This window comes from Roseibium album, assembly GCF_965233825.1.
GTDB classification, from domain to species: Bacteria; Pseudomonadota; Alphaproteobacteria; order Rhizobiales; family Stappiaceae; genus Roseibium; species Roseibium album.
Genome location: NZ_OZ247583.1, coordinates 1,325,429 through 1,347,500 on the forward strand (window position 1 = coordinate 1,325,429; position 22,072 = coordinate 1,347,500).

Sequence of the window (22,072 nt, forward strand, 5' to 3'; positions counted from 1 at the left end):
CATCTCCCATGGCATCACAACTTTGCCAGATAGGGTTCAAGAGCGGCGAGACTGTCGAGATTGTGAGCCGGTGCAAAAAGGTCGACATGCGGCAGAGCGGCCTCCATGCCGCCCGCGGTCGGTTCATACCCCTGCCAGCCAATCAGCGGATTGAGCCAGACAATGCGTTTGCACCGGCGCCGCAACTTTGCCATCTCCACGCCAAGCGCTTCGGGAGCACCGGTATCGTAGCCGTCGGAAAGGATCAGCACGCAGGTGCGTGAATGAATGACCCTGGCAGCATGCCAACGGTTGAACTCGGCGAGGGCCTCACCGATTTTTGTTCCGCCACCGATGCCCTGTGCCATGAGGCCCATGCGATCGAGCGCCCTTGCGGCGTCCCGTTCCGAGAGCGCCGAGGAGACGTGAACAAGCCGGGTGTGAAACAGGAAAGCCTCGGCTTCCCGGAAATTGTCCAGCATGCCGTGTACGAAGCGGGTGAAGACAGCGGTGTAGTTGTTCATCGATCCGGAAGCATCAAGCAGGATCACCAGCCTGAGCTGCCGGTGGCGTGGACCCTTCCTGATGAGTTCGATCGGTGTTCCGCCATGGGCGATCGAATGCCGGATGGTCCGGCGAAGATCAAGTCGGGGTCCTTTCCGTCTCTGCTTGTCACGGCGCGTTAGCCGGACACGCATGGATTTTGCCAGCCGTTCGGCAAGTTCGTGCGCCTTTTCAGCGGCCTCGGGATCGTGAAGATTTCGGAAATCGACCTGTCCGAGACTTTCGGCGATGCTGGCGCCCTCGCGTCTGCCGGAAGGCGTGTCGTCCGTGTCTTCATCTTCTTCGCCTGGTTGACGCTCCACATCGCCGGCGATCGTGTCCTGTCTTGAACCCTGTGCATCCATCAGTTCGCGGATCGTCTTCATGCTTTTTTTCGAACTGCTGCCGGACACTTTCACACTCGACTTCACACCTTTGCCGAACCAGTAGGCATCAAACAGGTCGTCGAACGTGTTCCAGTCCGACAATCGACCGCAGAACAGGGCGCGGAAAGCTCCCTTGAGATTGTGGGATTTTCGCATGAGCGGTGACCGCAATAGTGCAAGTGCGTCGCCTGTCTCCGCTAGCCCGACCTTGAAGCCACTGTCCCGGAGCGAGCGGACAAAACCGGCAAGTCGCAGGCGCAGCACAATTCCGATGTCCTCGCGCGTTTCTGGACTTGCCGTGGTCATCACGTCAGGCCACCTTGCCCAGAAGCCGATCGGTAACTTCCTGTGTGACGCGCGCCTGATCCTCACGTGTCTTCAGCACGCAGGCGAGCGTGTCGAACACCAACTCCCGGTTTTCATGAAGGTTTCCGGCACCAAGTCCGAGCAGTGCTGCCGCCCAGTCGATCGTTTCGGCGACACCTGGAACTTTCGTCAGGTCTTCCTTTCGAAGCTTGCCCATCAGCTCGGCAATCTGAAGAGCAAGCGAGGCATCAAGGCCGTCGACACGCGCAAGCAGGATGCGCGCTTCCCTGTCAGGTGTCGGATAGTCGACATAGTGATAGAGGCATCGACGGCGAAGGGCGTCGGAGAGTTCGCGCGTGCCGTTGGATGTCAGCACGACACGAGGAATACTTGTGGCATGGACGGTGCCAAGCTCGGGAATGGACACCTGATAGTCCGAGAGGACTTCCAGCAGGAAAGCCTCGAATTCCTCGTCGGCCCTGTCGACTTCGTCGATCAGGAGAACCGGCGGGCTTGCCTGCCGGATCGCGGCAAGCAGGGGACGTTCAAGGAGATACTTCTCGGAAAACACGGCTTCCTCAACCTGGTCGGCATCGTCGCCTGACCCTTCGCGCGCCTTGATTGCAAGAAGTTGCCGTTGGTAGTTCCATTCATAGATGGCATCGGAGCGGTCGAGGCCCTCATAGCATTGCAGGCGGATGAGATCGGTGTTCTCCAGTTTGGCGAGTGCCTTGGCAACCTCGGTCTTGCCGACACCGGCTTCGCCCTCAAGAAGCAGCGGACGGTCCAGCATCCCGGTCAACAGTAACGCGGTCGCAAGTCCGTCATCGGCCAGGTAGCCGGTCTCTGCGAGCGCTTCCGCCAATTGTTCTCTGGTTTTGCTCATCCGTTCCGCTGCAATCTGGTGTGTTCAGGGTACAGGCTCAGTCGGGTCCGAAGCACTGATCCCGGATCTGAAAGCCAGGCATGCGCCGCGGGCAATGCCCGCGGCGTCTTTGATGAACTCAGCTGTGCGCGCCGAGGTTCTTTGCGGCTTGCCAATTGCGCCAGGCATCATGCGGCATCTGGATATGCGTGTTGCCCAGGAACTGGAAGGCATCGTTGACCGCATTCGAGAACGCCGGAACACCGCCCACATTCGGGCTCTCGCCGACACCCTTTGCACCGATCGGATGATGCGGGCTCGGCGTCACCGTGTGGTCGGTCTCCCAATGGGGGGTCTCGACGGCGGTCGGGATGAAGAAGTCCATGAAGGACGCTCCGAGCACGTTGCCGGTCTCATCGTAACGGATCTCCTGACCCATCGCGATGGCAAAGGCTTCGGTCAGACCACCATGAACCTGTCCTTCGATGATCATCGGATTGATGCGGGTGCCGCAGTCGTCGAGCGCATAGAAGCGCCGGGTCGTGGCAACACCTGTATCGACATCGATATCCATCACGCAGAAATAGGCGCCGAACGGATAGGTCATGTTGGGTGGATCATAGTAGCTGACCGCTTCCAGACCCGGTTCCATGTTGGGCGGCGGAGCATGATAGGCTGCCCAGGCGATCTCCTTCATCGACTTGCGTGCTTCCGGATTGCCCTTCACCTGGAAACCGTCCACATCCCATTCAAGGTCGTATTCCGAGACTTCCAGCATGTGTGCCGCGATCATCTGTGCCTTGTTGCGGATCTTGCGGGCGGCAAGGGCGATCGCAGCGCCGGCAACAGGTGTCGAGCGGGAACCATAGGTTCCAAGGCCATATGGTGCCGTATCGGTATTGCCTTCCTCGACCATGATGTCGGCGGCGGGAATTCCGATTTCCGTGGCGATGATCTGCGCCCAGGTCGTCTCGTGGCCCTGGCCCTGGGACTTGGTTCCCATACGAGAAATTACCGAACCCGTCGGATGCACGCGGATTTCCGCACTGTCGAACATCGCAACACCCAGGATATCGCAGTTCTTGGACGGGCCCGCGCCGACGATTTCCGTGAAGAAGGAAACGCCAATACCCATGATTTCGCGCGTTTCTCCGCGTTTGAAGGCCTCCTGTTTGGCTTTCTGCTCCGCGCGGAGTTCCCGGTAGCCGATCGTGTCCATCGCCTTCTGCATTGCGGTGTGATAGTCGCCGCTGTCATACTCCCAGCCAAGTGCGGACTGATACGGAAACTGCTCCGGCTTGATGAAGTTCTTTATGCGAAGGTCGGCCGGATCCATTTCCAGCTTCTGCGCCAGAATGTCCATTCCTCGTTCGATGCAGTAGGCCGCTTCCGTCACGCGGAAGGAGCATCGGTAGGCAACACCGCCCGGTGCCTTGTTGGTATAGACGCCATCCACTTCCAGATGCGCCGTCGGGAAGTCATAGGATCCGGTGACGATGTTGAAGAAACCGGCCGGCCATTTCGACGGATCGGCACAGGCGTCGAAGCCGCCGTGGTCGGCGAGCACGTGCACTTTCAGGCCTGTCACGGTGCCATCGCTCTTGGCGGCGATTTCCGTGGTCATGTGGTAGTCGCGGGCGAATGACGTCGTGGAGAGGTTCTCCATGCGGTCCTCGACCCACTTTACCGGGACACCGGTGACGATGGAGGCGACGATAGAGCAGATATAGCCCGGATAGGCACCGACCTTGTTGCCGAAACCACCACCGATATCCGGCGCGATAACGTGGATCTTGTGTTCCGGAATGGTGGAAAGCAGCGAGGCAACCGTGCGGATCACATGAGGAGCCTGGAACGTGCCCCATACCGTCAACTCGCCCTTCACCTTGTCCATGGACGCCACGCACTGGCAGGTTTCCAGCGGCGACGGGTGCGTGCGGTGGTAGGAGATCATCTCGTTGATCGTGACATCAGCTTCCGCGAAGGCTTTTGCTGTCTCGTCCTTGTCGCCGACTTCCCAGTTGAAAATGTGATTGTGGTGCTTTCGCGGACCGTGCGCACCTTCCATCTTGCCTTCAAGATCGGGACGCAGAACAGGTGCATCGCTATCCATCGACTTGAAGGGATCGGTCAGGACCGGCAGTTCTTCATAGTCGACTTCAACCAGTTGGATCGCATCATCGGCAATGTAACGGTCTTCGGCAACGACGAAGGCGACTTCCTGGTTCTGGTAGAGCACCTTGCCATCCGCAAGGACCATCTGGACATCACCGGCAAGCGTCGGCATCCAGGCGAGATTGACACCCTTCAGATCCTCGGCTGTCAGGACGGCAATCACGCCGGGCAGTTTCAGCGCCTCGGATGCGTCGATCCTGGTGATCTTCGCATGGGGGTAAGGTGAACGGACGAAATCGCCGAACACCATGCCCGGCAGCTTCAGGTCGTCGACATACTGTCCTTTTCCTTGTGTGAACCGTACGTCTTCGACGCGCTTGCGCTTGCAGCCCATGCCTTCCAGGGCGGCTTCACGCTGTTCCCGTGTCGGGGTCATGTCATTCATTCTGCAGCCTCCTGGGTTTCAGGCTGATTGAGCTGTTCGGCGGCATACTGGATCGCCTTGACGATGTTTTGATATCCGGTGCAACGGCAAAGGTTTCCGGCAATACCCATGCGAATTTCTTCCTCGCTCGGGTTAGGATTTTCTTTCAACAGCGTGTGCGCGCGCGTAATCATTCCAGGCGTGCAGAAGCCGCACTGAAGTCCGTGCATCTGGCGAAAGCCTTCCTGAAGGGCCGACAGTGTTCCATCCGGATTGGCCATGCCCTCGATCGTGGTCATTTCCGCGCCGTTGGCCTGGGCCGCGAAAACCGTGCAGGATTTCACCGACATTCCGTTCATCTCCACGGTGCATGCGCCGCAATGAGACGTCTCGCAACCGATATGGGGCCCGGTAATGTTTAATTCCTCGCGCAGAAAGTGGATCAGAAGCGTGCGCGGTTCGACGAAACGTTGCACCTTCTTGCCGTTGACGGTCAGCGTGACCGGGATCTGTTCGATATCGCTCATGGTGTTCTTCCTCGGTCCCGGTCTTATGCGCTTGCGCGTTCTGCGGCACGTGCCAGTGCGCGCTGCATCATGATGCCGGCCATTTTGGTCCGGTACTCGGCTGGCCCGCGTCCGTCGGATGCGGGGTCGGTGATGGCTTCTGCGGCGGCGACCGCCCTTGCAACCGTAGCTTCATCCAGGGTCGAGCCATTGAGGATATCGCCGGCATCTGCTGCATAGAGCGGCGTGTCGGCGACATTGGTCAGGGCGACCGAACAGCTTGTCACCGTGCCACCCGACATGGACAGCATGACGGCGGCGGCTGCGGTGGCGTAGTCGCCGACCTTGCGCTTCAGCTTCTCGTAAGCCCAACCGTGTCCGGCCGGGGGTGTCGGGATTTTCACCGCGGTCAGGATCTCTTCCGGCGCAAGCGCGGTGAAATAAGCAGCCTCATAGAAATCCCGTGCAGCCACTTCGCGGTTGCCATCCGGGCCTGTCAGGACATAGGACGCGTTGAGGCACTGCATCAGGGCAGGCATGTCATTCCCGGGATCTCCGTTGGCAACATTCCCGCCAAGCGTGCCCAGGTATCGGATCTGGGGATCGGCGATCAGCAGCGAGGTCTCGCGGACGATCGGTAGTTTTTCGCTCAGGAGATCGGACTCGATGAGTTTATGCTGGGTGGTCATGGCACGTATCGTGATGGTGCCGCCGTCTTCGCTGATACCTTTCAGGTCGGCGATACCGCCAAGGTCAACCAGATGTTCCGGGGCGGCCATCCGCAGCTTCATCATGGGGATAAGGCTGTGGCCGCCGGACAACGGTCGCGCTTCGTCACCGTGGCTCACCAGTATGGCAACGGCTTCGGCCACCGATGATGGCCGGTGATAGGTGAATTCACCAGGGATCACGTTCTTCTCCTCCCTCTGACGGCCTGGGTTGTTCCAGGCCGAATGCCGGTCACTGCCTGGTTGCGTCCAGTGGCAAGGGACCGGCCGATCCGTGCATTGCCGTTGGCGTCGAACGGCGGAATGTCACATGCTTCAAGGTTGGGGAGGGGTGCGCTGCACACTCAAGCACACATGCACCGATCGCATCCTGGAATACATCGATCGCTGAAAATCGAACATGAAAAGCGTCAGACACGCTGACGTTTTTCATGAATTGCGACGGTACTATTCGCGGAATTCAATGGTTAGACACTGATAGTGATGAGAGAATTGGAATTGAATTCGAATGGAATTGGATCTGAATTCAATTGATCGCCATTCGTGCAATTTGCACGAATGGCGACAAGATCAACGCATTGTTGCATCGCACACTAAGCTTTTGGGGTGTTTGATTGGGCGTTGTCATTGTGCGGCAGCCGGCTGCCCTTGCTGTTCAGGCTTGTCTGCCAACGCAGTCAGTCTATTGCGAATCCGGCCCCATCTGGAACGGCTGACCGGAACGGATTGGGCTTCGGTGCCTTCGAGAATGAGGACGCCGCCATCACCGGAACGCTTGAAGCTGGTGACCCGTGACAGATTGACGATGTGGCTGCGGTGAACCCGTTTGAAGACCTTGGAATCAAGCAACTGTTCGGCTTCGCTGATCGACAGCGGACAGAAATACTCTCGCTGCCCGTCATACAGCTTGGTGTAGTGCGCATCAGCATGAATGGCGGCTACATCCGAAATGCCGATCTGCGTCTTCTGTCCATCGCGCTCAATTGGCAGGGTCCGTTTTGATGCGGTCGAAGGTTTCCTGGGGGATGAAGCTGCAGCCTGCAGACCTGTCGCAGCTCGCTTGATTGCTTCTTCGGTCGGCTTGTGATTGGGCTGGTGTGTGTTCGGAACCGTTTCGAATTCCAGGTCAACTTCAGCATCGGCGCCGTTTGCCTCCGCGGTCGAGGCATTCTCCGCCGGAACGAGCGCAAGCAAAAACAGACCGGAAACGAGGAAGGCGACACAGGAGACGAATATCGCCAGTGTTCCGGGGCCGAGCGATGGCGCTGACAAACCACCCGCCGTTTGGGTCAATTCGTAGGTCATTCCGGACATCGCGGTGTAATGCATTGCCGAAATTGCCAGCGCCATCACGGCAGCCGATATCACGATCGGCGGACGTTTGCCGAGCCCAAACAGCAGCCAGAGCGCAAGGCCGGCCGCATTGAAGGCGATCAGGAAACTTGCCAGAACATAAGTCGGATTGTGTACCATTTGCAGAGATTTATGCAGCGAGTACATGCCGAGATAGTGCATCGTGCAGATGCCGGCCCCCATGACGAAGGCTGCAAGACCGAGGCGGACGGATGTCAGGCGTCGGTTGCTGGCTGTGAAAACGGCAACTCCGACAACCAGTACACAGACGAGAAAGGACAACAGTGTCGGCAGGACCAGAAAATCGACACCCAGCGGAAACTTGACGGCAAGCATGCCGACGAAATGCATGGACCAGATGGCAAGAGCAAGCGTAAGCGCTGCGCCGACCAGAAGCAGGCGGCGCCTTGGGTCGGCCGCGTTTCTGACCTGTACCGCCAGACTCAGGCCAACAAAGCTTCCCTGAAAGGCCATAACCAGGGAAAGCGCGACGAGCCAGGGCTCGTGCGTCACTGTCATGCCGAGGCTCTCCTCCCTCTTCGCCTGCTTTCGCCTCTCGAACAGGCTCTCGAAAACCGATGATAAGGCAAAGAAAGGACAGCAGCAATCGTGTCCCGCAATCGTTATCGCTTTGCGGCTAAGGCAAAAACCAGTCCCGTGCATTTTCAAAACAGATGCGCCGGATCAGGCCGTCCGTCAGTTCCGGTTGATCGGGAACGCTGCCATCTTCGATCCAGCGGCCCACGATCCGGCAGACCAGGCGTCTGTAGTATTCGTGACGGGGAAAGGACAGAAATGATCTGGAATCCGTCAGCATTCCGACAAACCGCGACAGCAACCCCATTTGGGCAACCTGCGTGAGATGGCGTTCCATGCCTTCCAGCTGGTCATTGAACCACCAGGCCGGACCTGACTGGATCTTCCCGGGCTCGGAGCCATCCTGAAAGTTGCCTGCGGTTGTCACGAGAACTTCATTCAAGGCCGGATTGAGGCAATAGAGAATGGTCCTTGGGAGCCCCTTGTCTCGATTGATCTGATCCAGAAGCGCATTCAACGGACCGCCAACGGCTTCATCGGAGATGGAATCGCCACCGGTATCGGGTCCAAGGCTTCCAAGGAGCTTGCTGTTGTTGTTCCGGGAGGCCGCAATGTGAAACTGCATCACGATGTTCCGCGCCCGGTACGCCTGCCCAAGTTCGATCAGGACAGCCGCCTTGAAATCGGCCTCATCCTGAACGGAGATCGGCCCACTCTCCATCCCGCGTTTCAAGATGGCATCAAGATCACTGCGAGCGCGAATCGAGAACGGCCGGATTTCGTTCAAGGCATGATCGCTTGCCTTGCAGCCGAGGGTTATGAAGTGGTCAAGGCGCTTGAGCAATGCCTCTATGAGATCGTCGAAGCGACTTATTGCATGATCGGAAGCGATTTCGAGCCGGCGGCAATACGCGGCAAAACCGGCATCGGACGGGACCAGGGTTTTGTCGGGCCGAAAGCTCGGAGCCATTTTGAACGTCAGGTCGGTGTCGTTTTGTGCGCTTGCATGAAAGGAAAGGTCATCACACGGGTCGTCTGTTGTCCCGACGTAACTCACATTCATGCTGCGAAGCAGGCTGCGTGCGCTATGGCTGCGGTTCGCAAGCTTGTCGTTGGCGAGTTCCCAGACCTCATCTGCGGTCTCAGGCCCAAAAACACCCTCCCAACCGAAGTAGCGACGCAATTCCAGATGGGTCCAGTGATAGAGCGGATTTCCAAGGCAATGTGGAATTGTTTCGGCAAAGGCGTTGAATTTCTCGCGGAATGGAGCCGATCCGGTCACCAGACTTTCCGGAATTCCGTTCCAGCGCATGGCGCGCCATTTGTAGTGGTCACCCTCCAACCAGATTTCGCCGATTGAGTCCCAGTTGCGATCTTCCGCTATTGCTGACGGATCCAGGTGATTGTGGAAGTCGACGATTGGCAGCGTTGATGCGACCTCGTGGTAGAGGCGGCGGCTCGCTGGCGTGTCAAGGAGAAAATCCGGTCCGAGAAAGGGGGCGGCCATGAAAACGTCCTGATTGCTAGCTCAAGGTGGAAAGTGACTTGACGACCCCGTCCGTTTCAAGTTGCGCGTATGCAGCGTGAATCCGGCTCGTGAAGTCCTGGCTTCCGACCACCTCGGTTTCGAAGACCGCCGTCAGCGTCAGCATGTTGCTAACATATTCAGGACCATCGGACTGTGTAGCAAATTCCGCGATTCTGGCTGCGAGCGGATCATTGACCGGCAGGAATTCTCCGGTTTCCGACTTTCCGCGACAATAGTGCATCCACCCGGCAACGGCCAATGCCGCAAGCGGCCAGGCGCGATTTGCCGCGAGATGTTGCCGGATAGGGGCAAGCAGTCGTTGGGGCAGTTTCTGACTGCCGTCCGAGGCAATCTGCGTCGTCTTGTGGCGAAGGGCCGTGTTGGAAAACCGTTCGATCAACGCATCGGCATAACTGCAAACATCGATCCCGGCCGGAACGTCCAGCGTGGGCGCCTGCTCCTCCAGCATGAGTCTTTTCGCTGCGGTCTGAAAGACCGGGTCTGCCATGCAGTCCGAAATTGTTTCCTTGCCTGCAAGCGCGCCAAGATACGCAAGGAAGGAATGTGTTCCGTTGAGCAGCCGAAGTTTCATCTCCTCGAAGGGAGCGACTTCAGCAACGAATTGTGCTCCGGCAAGGTTCCACGCCGGTCGGTCTCCGGCAAAGCTGTCTTCGATGACCCACTGGCGAAACGGTTCGCAGAGAATACCGTTCGGGTCCGGCCGGCCGAGCGCGGTCTCAAGCTTCTGCTGCGACTGATCGGTCATGGCGGGTGTGATGCGGTCGACCATGGAACTGGGGAAGCGGCACTCTGCATCCACCCAAGCGGCCAGTTCCGGATCGAGACGGTCGGCGAAATCCAGAATTGCCTGCCGGCAAAGACGACCATTGGAGGGAAGGTTGTCACACGAAAGCACCGTTAGCCCAGCCAGACCGGCGGTCTTCCTCAGGTGAAGTCCCCTGGCAATGATGCCTATCGCCGTTGCGGGATCACCGGAAGCGGCAAGGTCCCGTTCGACACCCGGGTTGTTCAGATCCAGGCGGCCCTTGGCAAGGCAATACCCTTTTTCGGTAATCGTCAGGGTAATCACCCTCATGTCCGGGTCCGCGATCTGCGCAAGCAGGGCGGAAGTCCCGTCCCGCTTGGGATGGAGTGTCCTGATGACGGAACCGATTTCGCGAAGCATGATGTCGTCATCCGACATCTCGCCGACCGTGAACACGCCGCCAGCCTGATCGAGCAGCGTGAGTTCATCCGCTCCGGAATTGAGTCGTGCGGCGACAACGCCCCAATCGGTCGGATCAAGCCTTAGCGCTTCGTCGTGGTAGACCATGACATGCGCCTTGGCGAAGGCTCCGAATCCGATGTGAAGGATCCTGGGTCTCAGCATCGAACGGTCGTAGGGAATTTTTTGTATCTGGGAAGTCGGATCGGACATGGCATTATTGCTTCTGGTCAAGGGAAATGGAATCACCGGAGGCCTGCAGCGCATCATTGACGACTAGATTCTCGTCTCCTGCAAGCCAAAGCTGAATATCGGTAAAGGCCGGGTTCCAACTGCCTGAGCGTTGCCAGTTCAAGTGAACCCTGCCATTTTGTCTGAAGAGCGTAAACCGGGTGAGAGAGTGCCTTTGATGGATCGCATCTTCCGAGACACCATCGTCATCATAGGCAAGTGAATGGCGCAACCCATGACCTTCCGGCTGCGGGTAAATCCGCCAGGAACGCGTCCTGTCTGACTGCGCGTCAGCACGTGGGTTGGCTACTGCCATCGGAATGACGGCGCCGCCACGAACGAAGAGCGGGATCGTGTGCAGCTCGACGGGAACGTCAATCCTTTGGCCGCCGGGATACCAGCGGCGCCCGTCGAAGGACCACCAACCATCGTCATTGGCCGGCAGCGTGACCTGGCGGACCCGTGCTCCCCTTTCGACAACTGTCGCAACAAGCAGGTCCTTGCCGACCAGAAAGTCGAATTCCGTTTCGCGGCAGTTCGGGTCGTTCGGGTGATCAAGAAACAACGGTCGCAGGATCGGTTCGCCTTCGCTGACTGCCAGATACAATGACGTATAGAGGTATGGCAGCAGCATTGCCCTGAACGCGAGTGCCTCTCGCACGAGCGGCGTGAGATCCGGGTACATCCACGCTTCGTTGGCCGTTCCATCGTCATTCCAGGAATGGATCGTGAAACGCGGATGAAAAATTCCGTTCTGCACCCAGCGCAGGAACAGCTCCGGTTCGGGCCGTGGTCCTGCAAAGCCACCGACATCGTGACCGATGTTGTAGAAGCCTGACAGGCTGAGGCCGAGCCCCATCGGAATGTTCCAGCGCAAGGTGTCCCAGCTTGTGAAATTGTCGCCTGTCCACGTCTGGGCATAGCGCTGCGTTCCGGGGGCCGCACAGCGGGAAATCAGGTACGGCCGCTGACCCGGTTGATCTTGCTTCTGTGCCTCGCAGGAAGCCCTGGTCATCAGTTGGCTATGCAGCGGCCGGACGAGGCTGACTGGAATGGGCTCACCGAAACCTGCGCAGACGGCGTCATCATCCCAAACCTCGTACTCGTTGTTGTCATTCCAGGTGCTTTTGATGCCCCTTGCCAACAGCTTACTGGTCACATTGGCCTGCCACCAGGCAACAGTCTCCGGATTGGTGAAGTCCAGATGCGAACCGGTTCCGTCCCAGAAAGGAGACTGTTCCGGTGCGCCACTCTCGCTGTCACGAATGAAAAGGCCCTTCGACACCGCTTCCCCGTAGAGCGGGTGATCGTCCAGCAGAACCGGTTTGATGTTGGCGATCAGGTGGATCCCCGCCTCCGCGTAGGCAGAGGTCAGGGCTTCGACATCAGGGAAACGGTCCGCGTTCCAGTTGAAGACATAGCGCCTTCCTTCGATCGCGGTGTATCCGGAAGACAATTGAAAACTGTCGCAGGGGATATCTTCTTCCCTGAGCTTGTCCAGAAACGACTGCACCCGCTCCTGCGCGTTTTCCGAATCCGTGTAAGACATCGTTGACCCGGAGTAGCCGAGCCCCCATCGCGGCATGAAGGCGGTGCCACCGGTCAGCCAGTGATGGCGCTTGACGACATCAAGTACGGTTGGCGCCCAGCTGAAATAATAGTCGAGATCACCGTCAGCTGCGCGAAAGGCTCTGAATGGCGGATGATAGTTGTCTTTTTCGTTGCCGAGATCGAACCAGCAGGTCGCCAGCGTGTCGTAGTAAAGGCCAAAGGCACCAGGTTCACCCTTGTCCGTGATCGTGAAAGGCACGTGCTTGTAGAGCGGATCGGTGGTTCTTGCGTCGTAGCCTAGTGCGTCGAGATTCCGCATTTCAAAGCGGCGCCCCGAGCGTTCGAGCGGCCCCGATTTTTCGCCGAGACCATAGTGGAATTCGCCCGGGTCTCGGCAAAGGAAATGCTGGTTGCGATGATCCTTCCGCCCGATCATGTAGGCATCCTGGGGACGATCGCGGGCGATCTCCTGCCAGGCGCTGTCAGCGTTGGCGCGTGCTTCCCATGTAAGGCAAAGTGGTCGGCCAATTGTCAGGCGCAGGCATTCCGTTTCCAGAACGAGATCGTTTTCATCTGTCTCGAGTTGAAACTCCGGGCAGGAAAATCCGCTGGTGTCTGTCCGCACGCGTCCTTCGAAAGGGACGTCCTGATCCGGTGCGATCGCCCAGGTCCGGTTCAGCCTGTATGTTCCGTCTTTCAGGAGCGTGACCCGCACCAGATCCTGTTCGAGCACGGTCACGGTGAACCTGTGTCTCTCTTCGACGAGCAGGGTGAAGCTGCTATCCGTACGCTCGGCAAATTGCCATCTCTTGAGAGATTTCATGGTCCGTCCTAGTAGCCGAGTAGAACGCGCGGCAGGAACAGGCTGAGCGCGGGAAAATATGTGATCACCAGAAGCAATGAAACCAGGACGGCGTAGAAGCCGATCATCGGTTTGATCACCTGCCCAATCTTCACTCCTCCGACCGAGCATCCTACGAACAGGGCCGATCCGACCGGAGGCGTACAGATACCGATACACAGATTGAACGTCATGACCACTCCGAAATGAACCGGATCCATGCCAAGATCCTCGACCACCGGCAGGAATATCGGCGTGAAGATCAGGAGCGCCGGGGTCATGTCCATGAAGGTGCCGACCACGAGCAGCGCGATGTTGATGATCAGCAGAAGAACGATCGGGTTTTCGGATAACTTCAGCAATGCGTCGGAGATCGAATAGGGGATATCGGCAAACGCCATGGCCTTGGACATGGCTATCGAACACCCGATCATCAAAAGCACGATGGACGTCGTCACCGCACTGTCCAGAATGATGCTCGGCAATTCTCTCCATGTGATCTCTCTGTACCAGACCACGGCCAGGAAGAGCGTGTAGACAACAGCGACCGCGGAGGCTTCCGTGGCTGTGAAAACACCCCAGACAATGCCTCCCATGACGATGACGATGAGGCCGAGCGGTAACATTGCGTCAGCTGCCTTTCTGACGACTTCCACACCGCTCGGACGTTCTGCAACCGGATATCCGCGCCGCTTTGCAATGATGCCGGCAACCACCATCAGGCTGAGCCCCATCAAGAGACCGGGAATGTATCCGGCAACGAACAGAGCGGCGACGGACGTGCCGTTGGTGATCAGGGAATAGACGATAAAAGTGGAGCTTGGCGGGATCAGAAGGCCTGTCGGGCAGGAAGCGATGTTGACGGCGGCGCTGTAGGCCGGATCGTATCCTTCCTTTTTCTGCAAGGGAGCCATGACGCCACCAACGGCGGCGGCGGAGGCGACCGCAGAACCTGAAATCGAGCCGAACATCATGTTTGCGATGACGTTGCAGTGTGCCAGTGCGCCCGGCAGCCGGCCACCGATCACCTTTGCGAATTCGATCAGGCGCATCGCAATACCGCCCCGGTTCATGATGTTACCGGCAAGAATGAAAAACGGGATCGCAAGCAGCGTGAAACTGTCGAGACCCGACGCGACCTGCTGGGCGACGATATAGACCGACTGATCGAAAGACATGAACAGCAGGAAGGTTGCAAAGGCCGAAAGACCGATCGAAAAGGCAATCGGAACGCCCAGCATCATGAGCAGTGCAAATGTCCCGAACAGGACGAGGACAGACTGAATATCCATTTTGTTCCCTTGTTCCCGTTCTAGTCCAGCGGGCCGCCGGCCTTCGGTGTACCTTCCTGATCATTCGGTCCTCGTCCGCTCCGAAAGAGGTCGGCCAGAAAGGTCAGGCAGTAGTAGAGAATGCAGATTCCGGAAAACGGGATCGCGATATAGACGAGCCCCATGGGCAGCCTGAGCGCAGGTGAGACCTGTCCGGTCGAAAGCGTCCGGTTCACCAGGTCCACGCCGCCATAGATCATCACCAGCGCGGCGAATGTGGCGATAGCCAAGATGATCGCCGCGTTGACCGTGAGCCGGAGGTTGCCACTCGTGACTTGCGGAAGCAGGTCGATGGCAAGATGCCTCCGTTGTCCGAGCGTGTAGGCTCCGCCGAGAAGCGCAACCCAGATGAACAGGAACCGGGCCATTTCGTCCGTGACGGTGCTGGGACTTTCCAGAACGTAACGCGAGAATACCTGCCAGATGACGCAGGCGACCAAAACGGCAAATGCGAAGGTGATGACAAGGCGCAGCACGAGATCCACGCCTTTGGTAATGGTGTTCACGATTGTCCTCCCAATCCGGCCTGCAATACCATTTTGAGCAGATGGTAGCGGGGCACGGCAGCACTAGAAATGCGCTATCAACTCAAACTGGTCAACCAATTTCGTAAAAAAGGTTGACTGATTTGCGAAATTGGACGAACAATTTGCCATCCGTGGCAGTCACTGCCGCGAAAACCGCAGCCGGCATCCCGTTCAAGTCAGGGCGGAGAGTTTCGGCCAGGCTGCATTGGGAGGAAATCATGATGAAGTTTGTAAAGCTCGCGGCCGTTCTGGCCGCAGGTGCTGTCGCAATGGGTTCGGTTGCCAACGCCAAGACCCTGCGTCTCAATCACAACAACCCGGAAGATCATCCGCTGCACAAATCCATGGAGCACATGGCGGAGAAGCTTGAAGAAGCGACCGGCGGCGATTTGAAGATCCGTATCTACGCCAATGCGCAGCTCGGTACCCAGCGTGAATCCATGGAACTCATGCAGAACGGTTCCCTCGACATGGCCCGCTCCAATGCCTCCGAACTCGAAGCCTTCGAGGAATCCTACGGCGCACTCAACCTGCCCTATATCTTCGTGGATGCCGACCATTACTATGATGTTTTGAGCGGAGATATCGGCTCAGACATTCTGGCGGCATCCGCAGACAAGGGTTTTGTCGGAATTGCCTTTTACATCGAAGGTGCGCGGTCTTTCTATGCCAACAAGGAAATCCATTCGCCGGCAGACCTGAAAGGAATGAAGATCCGCGTTCAGCCAAGCCCGTCCGCGATCCGCATGGTGGAGCTTCTTGGCGGCAACCCGACGCCAATCGCATGGGGCGAACTCTATAGCGCCCTGCAGCAGGGTGTCGTGGATGGTGCAGAAAACAATCCGATGGCGCTGACGTCGGCGCGTCACGGCGAGGTTTCAAAGGTTTATTCAAATGATGGCCATACCATGATCCCTTCGGTTGTCATGATATCTTCCAAGACCTGGAACGAGTTGTCCGACGAGCACAAGCAGGCACTGACCAAGGCCGCGCGCGAATCGATGGATTTCCACCGCGAACAGTGGGATGCCATGAGCGCTGCTGCTGTTGAAACAGCGAAGACCGAACTCGGTGTAAAGTTTATCGAAGTTGAAAAGGGACCGTTTATCGAGGCTGTCCTGCCGATGCACCAGGAGGCGGCCGAGAAATCTGCTGTCGTTTCGGACCTGATCGACCGCATCAAGGCAAGCGCACCGCAATAAGCAAGGTCCAGGCTGGAGACAGGATAGATGCTCGAACGCTCGAAACTCGCCGACAATGCGCTGCAGGCGCTTCATGATGAAGACTATGATGTTCCTTTCAACACACAGTCCTTGAATCACGACGGCCTGATCTTCATGGGCGGGCGGGCATCTGAAAGTCTCAACGGCGACTGGAATTTTTGCGTTGATCTACTGGACACCGGCCTCCGGCAGAAATGGTTTTCCATGCTGCCGGAAGCACCGGAGAAGCGCTGCGAACCCTGGGATTACGACCCCTACATGGGCGAGACCGTTCCGGTTCCCTCCAATTGGGCCATGCTCAAGGACAAATGGTATTTTTTTGAAGGCAGCGCCTGGTATACGCGCACGCTCGATATTGAAGACATTGACGAAACAAGGCGCCAGTTCCTGCATTTCGGAGCTGCGAGTTATGACTGCAAGATTTTCCTGAACGGCGAATTTCTGGGCAATCACTACGGTGCGTCAACGCCGTTTTGCGTTGAACTGACCGGCAAGTTGCGCCCGGGCCGGAACTGGATAATGGCCTGTGTCAACAATACCCGTACCCTGGACAGGGTGCCTATGCGCAATACCGACTGGTTCAATTACGGCGGCGTTTATCGAGACGTCCGATACTTTGAAACTCCAAGAGATCTGATCAGGGACTTCTTCCTGTTTCTTGTGCCCGACGGTACCTATTCCAGCCTTCGTGCCGAGATAGCCACTTGTGGCACCAGGTCGGGTGTCGCACGACTGTCGATCCCGGATCTCGACATTGACTGCACAATTCCCGTCGAGGACGGCAAGGGCAGCATCGAAATCTCCGCGCGCCCGCGACTTTGGAGCCCGGATGATCCGATGCTTTACGAGGCGGTCCTGTCATTCGGTGAGGATAAGGTCGCAGATCGCGTTGGTTTTCGCCAGATCGAGCGTCGGGGCACCGAGATCCTGCTAAATGGTGAACCTTTGTTCTTGCGCGGAATCTCGGTGCATGAGGACGATGCCGACCTGGGCAAGGTGACGACCGACGAAGATCTGCGCCGGCGCTTCGAACATGCCGGGGAACTTGGCTGCAATTACCTGCGCCTGGCCCACTATCCGCATCACGAGCGCGCGGCGGAACTGGCCGATGAGCTCGGATTTCTCCTGTGGGAAGAGATCCCGGTCTACTGGGCGATCGACTTTGCCAATCCCGCTACCTATCGGGACGCGGAGAACCAGTTGATGGAGCTGATCAAGCGGGACAGGAACCGCGCAAGCGTCATCATCTGGTCGGTTGGCAACGAAAACCCGGATACGGACGCCAGGCTCGAATTCATGAGGGGACTGGCCGAAAGGGCTGTTCAACTCGATCCGACCCGCCTGACATCGGCTGCCTGTCTCGTCAATCACGCAAACAACTGCATTGAGGATCGGCTCGCAGAGCATATCGATATCATCGGCCTCAATGAATACTACGGCTGGTACGAGGAGAATTTCGATGACCTTGCGGAGATCGGCCGGAATTCTGACCCGGACCGGCCGGTCGTGATTTCCGAGACCGGCGCTGATGGCGTGATTGGCGTCAAAGGTCCGGAAAACGGCCTCTTCAGCGAGGACTACATGGCCGAAGTCTATCGCAGGCAGATCGCTACCTTGCGGGAACTGGACTACGTCAAGGGCATGTCGCCGTGGATACTTTATGATTTCCGAGTGGAACGGCGCCAAAACATCTTTCAAAATGGGTATAATCACAAGGGGCTGATTGCGGCCGACAAAAAGACGAAGAAAAAAGCGTTCCATATTCTGGCGGATTACTATCGGAAGATTGCTGCGGACGCGAAGAGTGCAAGGAAGGCTTCATGACCAGCGATGGTTCAAAACGCCGATATCAGGAAATTGCCGAATCCCTGGCACGGCGGATCGCGGAGGAAGGGTACCGGCCCGGTGACAAGTTTCCGACGGAAAGGCAGATTTCCCTTGAAATGGGCATCAGCCGTTCCCTTGTGCGCGAAGCCTTCATCATGCTCGAGATCGAGGGATATCTCGACGTGCGCAAAGGCTCGGGCAGCTATGTCGCAGCCGGTGAAAAAATTTCGCTGAACATCCAGAAGTCCGACTTCGGTCCCTTTGAACTGCTGCAGGCTCGGCAGCTGCTGGAAAGCAGTATTGCGGGTTTTGCCGCGTCAACCATTACCAAAAGTGACATCATAAAACTTCGGGAGACGCTCGAACTAGAACGCAGGGCGATCGAAAACGGCGAAGAGGACTATTTCGCCGACCGGCAATTCCATCTTCGGATCGCGGAGGCCACCCAGAACAGCGTTCTCGTCGATCATGTCGAGGAGCTTTGGAAGAAACGGGAAAACAGCCCCATGTGGGCAAGGCTGCACGACCGGATTTTCGACCTGAGTTACCGGACAAGTTGGCTGGACGACCATGCCGCCATTCTGGAGGCCTTGCGTCATCGCAATGCGGAACAGGCCCGGCTTGCCATGTGGCAGCATCTTGAAAATGTGCGCTTGACCCTTCTTGAACTCTCCGATGTCGGAGATCCGGAATTTGACGGGTATCTCTATACGCCCACGGTCGCGTCACCTTAAAGAACACGAATAGAAAGAATAAGGCGATGATCGAAAGCTGGCGCTGGTTCGGACCGCACGATCCGATTTCTCTGAATGACGTTCGTCAGACCGGTGCAACCGGCATCGTGACTGCGTTGCACGAAATCCCGAACGGAACTTTCTGGCCGGAGGAAGAAATCGCGGCGCGTCGGCAGATGATCGAGGATGCGGGTCTGACCTGGCAGGTCGCCGAGAGCATTCCGGTTCATGAGGACATCAAGACCGGTGCGCCTGGCTGGGAACGCTGGGCACGGAATTGGGCGGAAACCGCAAACGCTCTTGCCCGGCAGGGCATCACGACCATTTGCTACAACTTCATGCCGGTCCTGGATTGGACGCGCACCGATCTCGACTACGGTCTGGAGGGTGGCGCCACCGCCTTGCGGTTTGAATTCGCCGCCTATGCGGCCTTCGACCTTTTCATCCTGGAAAGGGATGGCGCCGAAGTTGACTACAGCAGCGGCGATATTGCCGCAGCCCAATCCTACCTTGCCGCCTGTTCGCATGAGGACCGGGACCGGTTGACTGCCAATATCATTGCAGGTCTCCCCGGATCAGAAGAAAGTTACACACTAGATGCCTTCAGGGACCGGCTTGCCGCCTATCGGGACATCGGACGCGAACAACACTTTCAGCATCTTCGGAATTTTCTGGAGACGGTCATTCCAGCAGTCGAGGATGCCGGTGTCGTCCTTGCGCTCCATCCTGACGACCCGCCGCGCCCCCTGTTCGGACTGCCGCGCATTGCCAGTACGCTTTCGGATCTGGAGCGAATAGCGTCGATGAATGCTTCCCCGGCAAATGGATTTACCTTGTGCACCGGTTCGCTCGGTGTGCACCCGGACAACGACCTCCCCGCGATCGTCGAGGCCATGGGCGATCGTATTCACTTCGCCCATCTGCGGGCAACTCGCCGGGAGGACGATCCGCGCAGCTTTTACGAAGACGCTCATCTTGGCGGTGACATTGATATGGTTGCAATCATCCGGGCGCTGCGCCGGATGGAAGCAGGATCCGGAAAACGCATTCCCATGCGGCCGGATCACGGGCATCGGATCCTGAACGATCTGAGCGGAGCCTCCACACCTGGCTATCCGGCAATTGGACGGCTCAAGGGTCTGGCGGAACTGCGCGGCGTGATCTGTGCGGTGGATTCCATTGACAACCTGCGCTCTTGACGAGACGACCGGTTGCGACAGGTGACTTGACCTGCGCCCGCTACCGGCTACATCCATGTCCTGAAACCTGAAGCATGTTCCGAAGGACAGGAAGTTTGATGACTGAAAGCCCGGTGAAGTCGATCGGCCTCGTTGAAGACGGTCCGGATGTGGTCCTGATCGAAAATCTGCTGGTGCCGGCAGAAATCGGCGTACTTGATAGCGAGAAGGGGCGCAGTCAGGCGGTCCGGTTCGATGTCGACATCGAGACAGTAGCCGGTTACAGGCGTGTCGTGCAGGACAGCGGAACTTATGTTTCTTATGCGGACACGGTCACTTTTATACAGGACAAGGCGCAGCGTGGCGGGCATGTCGAGCTCGTGGAAGAATGGGCTGAAGCCATTGCAGAGTTTGTGCTGTCAAATCCGCTCGCCTCACGTGTCACGGTCAAGGTGACCAAACCCGATATTTTCGAAGACGCCGGCGGGGTAGGCATTCGGGTCACGCGCAAGAAGGCTTGAATTGACTTGCATTGCAAAGCACCCTTCCTTTGTGACCCCGGGCTTTTGAAACCAAAGCCGAACCATCCGGAGACCTGCCTTCATGATTTCTGCTGATCGCATTCTGCCGCTCTGGCTCAAGTATCGCGACGCTCTCGAAACCCCCGTCAGAACATTCGATTTTCCGAAATTCGGCCGCAGGTTCGAAGACAGAACCTACCAGATGGGTGTCCTGAACCTTTCGGCAGACAGCACCTATCGTGAAACCGTCTGTCACACGTTTGAAGCGGCGCTTTATCGAGGGCGGCGGATGACGCTTGAAGGTGCGGCAATGGTCGATATCGGGGCCGAGTCGACAGGCGATACGGCCGACATCGTATCCATCGAGCGGCAGATAGACCGGATGCGCCCGGTGGTTACGGCTCTCGCAGAGGAGAACATTCTGGTTTCGGTCGAAACCTATCACCCCGAGGTCGGCGTGGCGCTGCTGGAAGCAGGTGCAGGTGTTGTCAATCTGACCGGCCGTGTCGATGACCCGGCTTTCTATGAAGCCATAGCTTCTCATCAGGCAGGTGTCGTTCTCTGTTATACACCGGGAGAAAATGCAAGGTCCGGCGACTACCTGCCACCGGCGGAAGACATTTTTGATCATCAGCTGACTTTCTTCAGGGAGCGGATCGGCATAGCGACCGATGCGGGCGTGGAGCGTCTCTGGGTGGACCCGGGTTTTGGGTTTGCATTGCATTTGCCCGATGGCCCGGACAGAATCCGCTATCAGACAGACAGCATTCTGCAGTCTTTCCGGTTGCGTGCCCTTGGCTGGCCGGTGACGGTGCAGCTGACTGGAGCGGTTTACCTGTTTCGCGACGAGGTACGTGTTGCGCAGACCAGTGCTGCGACGCTTGCGGTGTTGTCGAAGGCCAATCTTGTGCGCAGTCATGAAGTTTCAAGGGTGCAGCCGGTATTGAACCTGCAGGATTTTGCCTGACACAAACTGGGGGAACGACTATGGCATCAAATCACATTGCGTTGGTAACAGGAGCGGGAAAGCGCCTCGGCAAGGCCATTGCCAAGGGTCTTGCCGACAAGGGATACGCGATCGGACTTCATTTCAATTCGTCGGTTGGTGGCGCTCAGGAACTTCATGATGAGATCCGCGCTTCTGGTGGTCAGGCAGTTCTGCTGCAGAAGGATTTGAGCCGGCCCGAACTTGCAGGCGAACTGATTGCCGAAACTGCCGCCGCACTTGGCGGCCCGGTTTCGGTCCTCGTCAATTCTGCGTCTGCTTTCAATACGGACAGCCTTCACGACCTGACCCATGAAAGCTGGCAATTCCTGATGAACGTGAATGCGGCGGCTCCGGTCTTTCTGATGCAGGCCTTTGCCAATCAGGATCCGTTGCCCGAAACCGGGTCGATCGTGAACATGCTGGACACTCAGATGCTGTCGGCATCACCTGAAAGGTTCAGTTATTTCTGTGGCAAGTTTGCGTTGGAAGGGGCGACCCGGCTCGCGGCCTTTGAGCTTGGGGCGAAGAAGATCCGTGTCAACGCCATCGCACCGGGGCTCATACTTCCGAGTGACCAGACGCAGGAGAACTTTGACAGCCGGCAGAACCTGACACCCCTCGGGCC

The 22,072-nt window shown here is 57.7% G+C and carries 18 protein-coding genes (1 of these 18 only partly in view); 7 read left to right on the forward strand and 11 right to left on the reverse strand.

Translation table 11 applies throughout. From position 1 onward, the window contains the following. Window positions 1-14 precede the first annotated feature (14 nt). From ACO6TI_RS06255 to ACO6TI_RS06305, 11 genes are all read right to left on the reverse strand, one after another. Entirely contained in the window at window positions 15-1,214 is a 1,200-nt protein-coding gene (locus ACO6TI_RS06255) for a vWA domain-containing protein (RefSeq protein WP_422384549.1), read from the reverse strand. 4 nt (window positions 1,215-1,218) lie between these two features. After that, window positions 1,219-2,100, reverse strand: a complete 882-nt coding sequence (locus tag ACO6TI_RS06260; protein ID WP_197000691.1) for an AAA family ATPase — start codon at window positions 2,098-2,100, stop codon at window positions 1,219-1,221. Window positions 2,101-2,218: 118 nt separating this feature from the next. Next, window positions 2,219-4,639: an aerobic carbon-monoxide dehydrogenase large subunit gene (locus ACO6TI_RS06265; protein ID WP_104704814.1), complete on the reverse strand. Its 2,421-nt coding sequence runs from the start codon at window positions 4,637-4,639 to the stop codon at window positions 2,219-2,221. Further along, window positions 4,636-5,145 (reverse strand): (2Fe-2S)-binding protein, encoded by a 510-nt coding sequence (locus ACO6TI_RS06270; RefSeq protein ID WP_082442984.1) that lies wholly within the window; start codon window positions 5,143-5,145, stop codon window positions 4,636-4,638. Before ACO6TI_RS06270 ends, ACO6TI_RS06265 begins: the two co-directional genes overlap by 4 nt. 23 nt (window positions 5,146-5,168) lie before the next feature. After that, window positions 5,169-6,035 carry an FAD binding domain-containing protein gene (locus tag ACO6TI_RS06275; RefSeq protein WP_422384550.1) on the reverse strand — a complete coding sequence of 289 codons (867 nt, stop codon included), beginning with the start codon at window positions 6,033-6,035 and terminating at the stop codon, window positions 5,169-5,171. A 441-nt stretch (window positions 6,036-6,476) separates the two neighbouring features. Further along, entirely contained in the window at window positions 6,477-7,724 is a 1,248-nt protein-coding gene (locus tag ACO6TI_RS06280) for an MHYT domain-containing protein (RefSeq protein ID WP_422384551.1), read from the reverse strand. Between the two features lie 118 nt (window positions 7,725-7,842). Continuing rightward, the gene (gene uxaC / locus ACO6TI_RS06285) at window positions 7,843-9,249 is read right to left on the reverse strand and encodes a glucuronate isomerase (RefSeq protein WP_422384552.1); all 1,407 of its coding nucleotides are present in this window, start codon (window positions 9,247-9,249) and stop codon (window positions 7,843-7,845) included. 16 nt (window positions 9,250-9,265) lie between these two features. Beyond that, the gene (locus ACO6TI_RS06290) at window positions 9,266-10,708 is read right to left on the reverse strand and encodes a mannitol dehydrogenase family protein (protein WP_422384553.1); all 1,443 of its coding nucleotides are present in this window, start codon (window positions 10,706-10,708) and stop codon (window positions 9,266-9,268) included. 4 nt (window positions 10,709-10,712) lie between these two features. Beyond that, the gene (locus tag ACO6TI_RS06295) at window positions 10,713-13,100 is read right to left on the reverse strand and encodes a TIM-barrel domain-containing protein (RefSeq protein ID WP_422384554.1); all 2,388 of its coding nucleotides are present in this window, start codon (window positions 13,098-13,100) and stop codon (window positions 10,713-10,715) included. Window positions 13,101-13,108: 8 nt separating this feature from the next. Beyond that, window positions 13,109-14,410 (reverse strand): TRAP transporter large permease, encoded by a 1,302-nt coding sequence (locus tag ACO6TI_RS06300; RefSeq protein WP_055121101.1) that lies wholly within the window; start codon window positions 14,408-14,410, stop codon window positions 13,109-13,111. Between the two features lie 20 nt (window positions 14,411-14,430). Continuing rightward, window positions 14,431-14,955: a TRAP transporter small permease gene (locus ACO6TI_RS06305; protein ID WP_104704819.1), complete on the reverse strand. Its 525-nt coding sequence runs from the start codon at window positions 14,953-14,955 to the stop codon at window positions 14,431-14,433. Window positions 14,956-15,194: 239 nt separating this feature from the next. Between ACO6TI_RS06305 and ACO6TI_RS06310 the strand changes: the two genes are divergently transcribed. The 7 genes from ACO6TI_RS06310 to ACO6TI_RS06340 all read left to right on the forward strand — a co-directional run. After that, window positions 15,195-16,178, forward strand: coding sequence for a TRAP transporter substrate-binding protein (locus ACO6TI_RS06310; RefSeq protein ID WP_422384555.1), 984 nt, complete (start codon window positions 15,195-15,197; stop codon window positions 16,176-16,178). A 27-nt stretch (window positions 16,179-16,205) separates the two neighbouring features. Continuing rightward, window positions 16,206-18,023, forward strand: coding sequence for a glycoside hydrolase family 2 protein (locus ACO6TI_RS06315; RefSeq protein WP_422384556.1), 1,818 nt, complete (start codon window positions 16,206-16,208; stop codon window positions 18,021-18,023). Further along, window positions 18,020-18,760 (forward strand): FCD domain-containing protein, encoded by a 741-nt coding sequence (locus ACO6TI_RS06320; RefSeq protein ID WP_055121105.1) that lies wholly within the window; start codon window positions 18,020-18,022, stop codon window positions 18,758-18,760. The genes ACO6TI_RS06315 and ACO6TI_RS06320 overlap by 4 nt, the downstream gene beginning before the upstream one ends. Before the next feature lie 26 nt (window positions 18,761-18,786). Next, a complete protein-coding gene (uxuA, locus tag ACO6TI_RS06325) occupies window positions 18,787-19,959 on the forward strand; it encodes a mannonate dehydratase (RefSeq protein ID WP_422384557.1) in 1,173 nt (390 codons plus the stop codon). 98 nt (window positions 19,960-20,057) lie between these two features. After that, entirely contained in the window at window positions 20,058-20,459 is a 402-nt protein-coding gene (locus tag ACO6TI_RS06330; RefSeq protein ID WP_422384558.1) for a dihydroneopterin aldolase, read from the forward strand. An 82-nt stretch (window positions 20,460-20,541) separates the two neighbouring features. Further along, a complete protein-coding gene (locus tag ACO6TI_RS06335; protein WP_055121108.1) occupies window positions 20,542-21,426 on the forward strand; it encodes a dihydropteroate synthase in 885 nt (294 codons plus the stop codon). Between the two features lie 20 nt (window positions 21,427-21,446). After that, a protein-coding gene (locus ACO6TI_RS06340; protein ID WP_055121109.1) for an SDR family NAD(P)-dependent oxidoreductase crosses the window boundary here: on the forward strand, window positions 21,447-22,072 show its 5' portion. 130 nt of this gene lie beyond the right edge of the window; only the first 626 of its 756 coding nucleotides appear in the window; its start codon is at window positions 21,447-21,449; the stop codon falls past the right edge of the window.

Bases quoted from the DNA above. Each gene is read 5' to 3' on its own strand.
- ACO6TI_RS06255 (WP_422384549.1), bottom strand. From the start codon at position 1,214: ATGACCACGGCAAGTCCAGAAACGCGCGAGGACATCGGAATTGTGCTG.
- ACO6TI_RS06260 (WP_197000691.1), bottom strand. From the start codon at position 2,100: ATGAGCAAAACCAGAGAACAATTGGCGGAAGCGCTCGCAGAGACCGGC.
- ACO6TI_RS06265 (WP_104704814.1), bottom strand. From the start codon at position 4,639: ATGAATGACATGACCCCGACACGGGAACAGCGTGAAGCCGCCCTGGAA.
- ACO6TI_RS06270 (WP_082442984.1), bottom strand. From the start codon at position 5,145: ATGAGCGATATCGAACAGATCCCGGTCACGCTGACCGTCAACGGCAAG.
- ACO6TI_RS06280 (WP_422384551.1), bottom strand. From the start codon at position 7,724: ATGACAGTGACGCACGAGCCCTGGCTCGTCGCGCTTTCCCTGGTTATG.
- uxaC (WP_422384552.1), bottom strand. From the start codon at position 9,249: ATGGCCGCCCCCTTTCTCGGACCGGATTTTCTCCTTGACACGCCAGCG.
- ACO6TI_RS06290 (WP_422384553.1), bottom strand. From the start codon at position 10,708: ATGTCCGATCCGACTTCCCAGATACAAAAAATTCCCTACGACCGTTCG.
- ACO6TI_RS06295 (WP_422384554.1), bottom strand. From the start codon at position 13,100: ATGAAATCTCTCAAGAGATGGCAATTTGCCGAGCGTACGGATAGCAGC.
- ACO6TI_RS06300 (WP_055121101.1), bottom strand. From the start codon at position 14,410: ATGGATATTCAGTCTGTCCTCGTCCTGTTCGGGACATTTGCACTGCTC.
- ACO6TI_RS06310 (WP_422384555.1), top strand. From the start codon at position 15,195: ATGATGAAGTTTGTAAAGCTCGCGGCCGTTCTGGCCGCAGGTGCTGTC.
- ACO6TI_RS06315 (WP_422384556.1), top strand. From the start codon at position 16,206: ATGCTCGAACGCTCGAAACTCGCCGACAATGCGCTGCAGGCGCTTCAT.
- ACO6TI_RS06320 (WP_055121105.1), top strand. From the start codon at position 18,020: ATGACCAGCGATGGTTCAAAACGCCGATATCAGGAAATTGCCGAATCC.
- uxuA (WP_422384557.1), top strand. From the start codon at position 18,787: ATGATCGAAAGCTGGCGCTGGTTCGGACCGCACGATCCGATTTCTCTG.
- ACO6TI_RS06330 (WP_422384558.1), top strand. From the start codon at position 20,058: ATGACTGAAAGCCCGGTGAAGTCGATCGGCCTCGTTGAAGACGGTCCG.
- ACO6TI_RS06335 (WP_055121108.1), top strand. From the start codon at position 20,542: ATGATTTCTGCTGATCGCATTCTGCCGCTCTGGCTCAAGTATCGCGAC.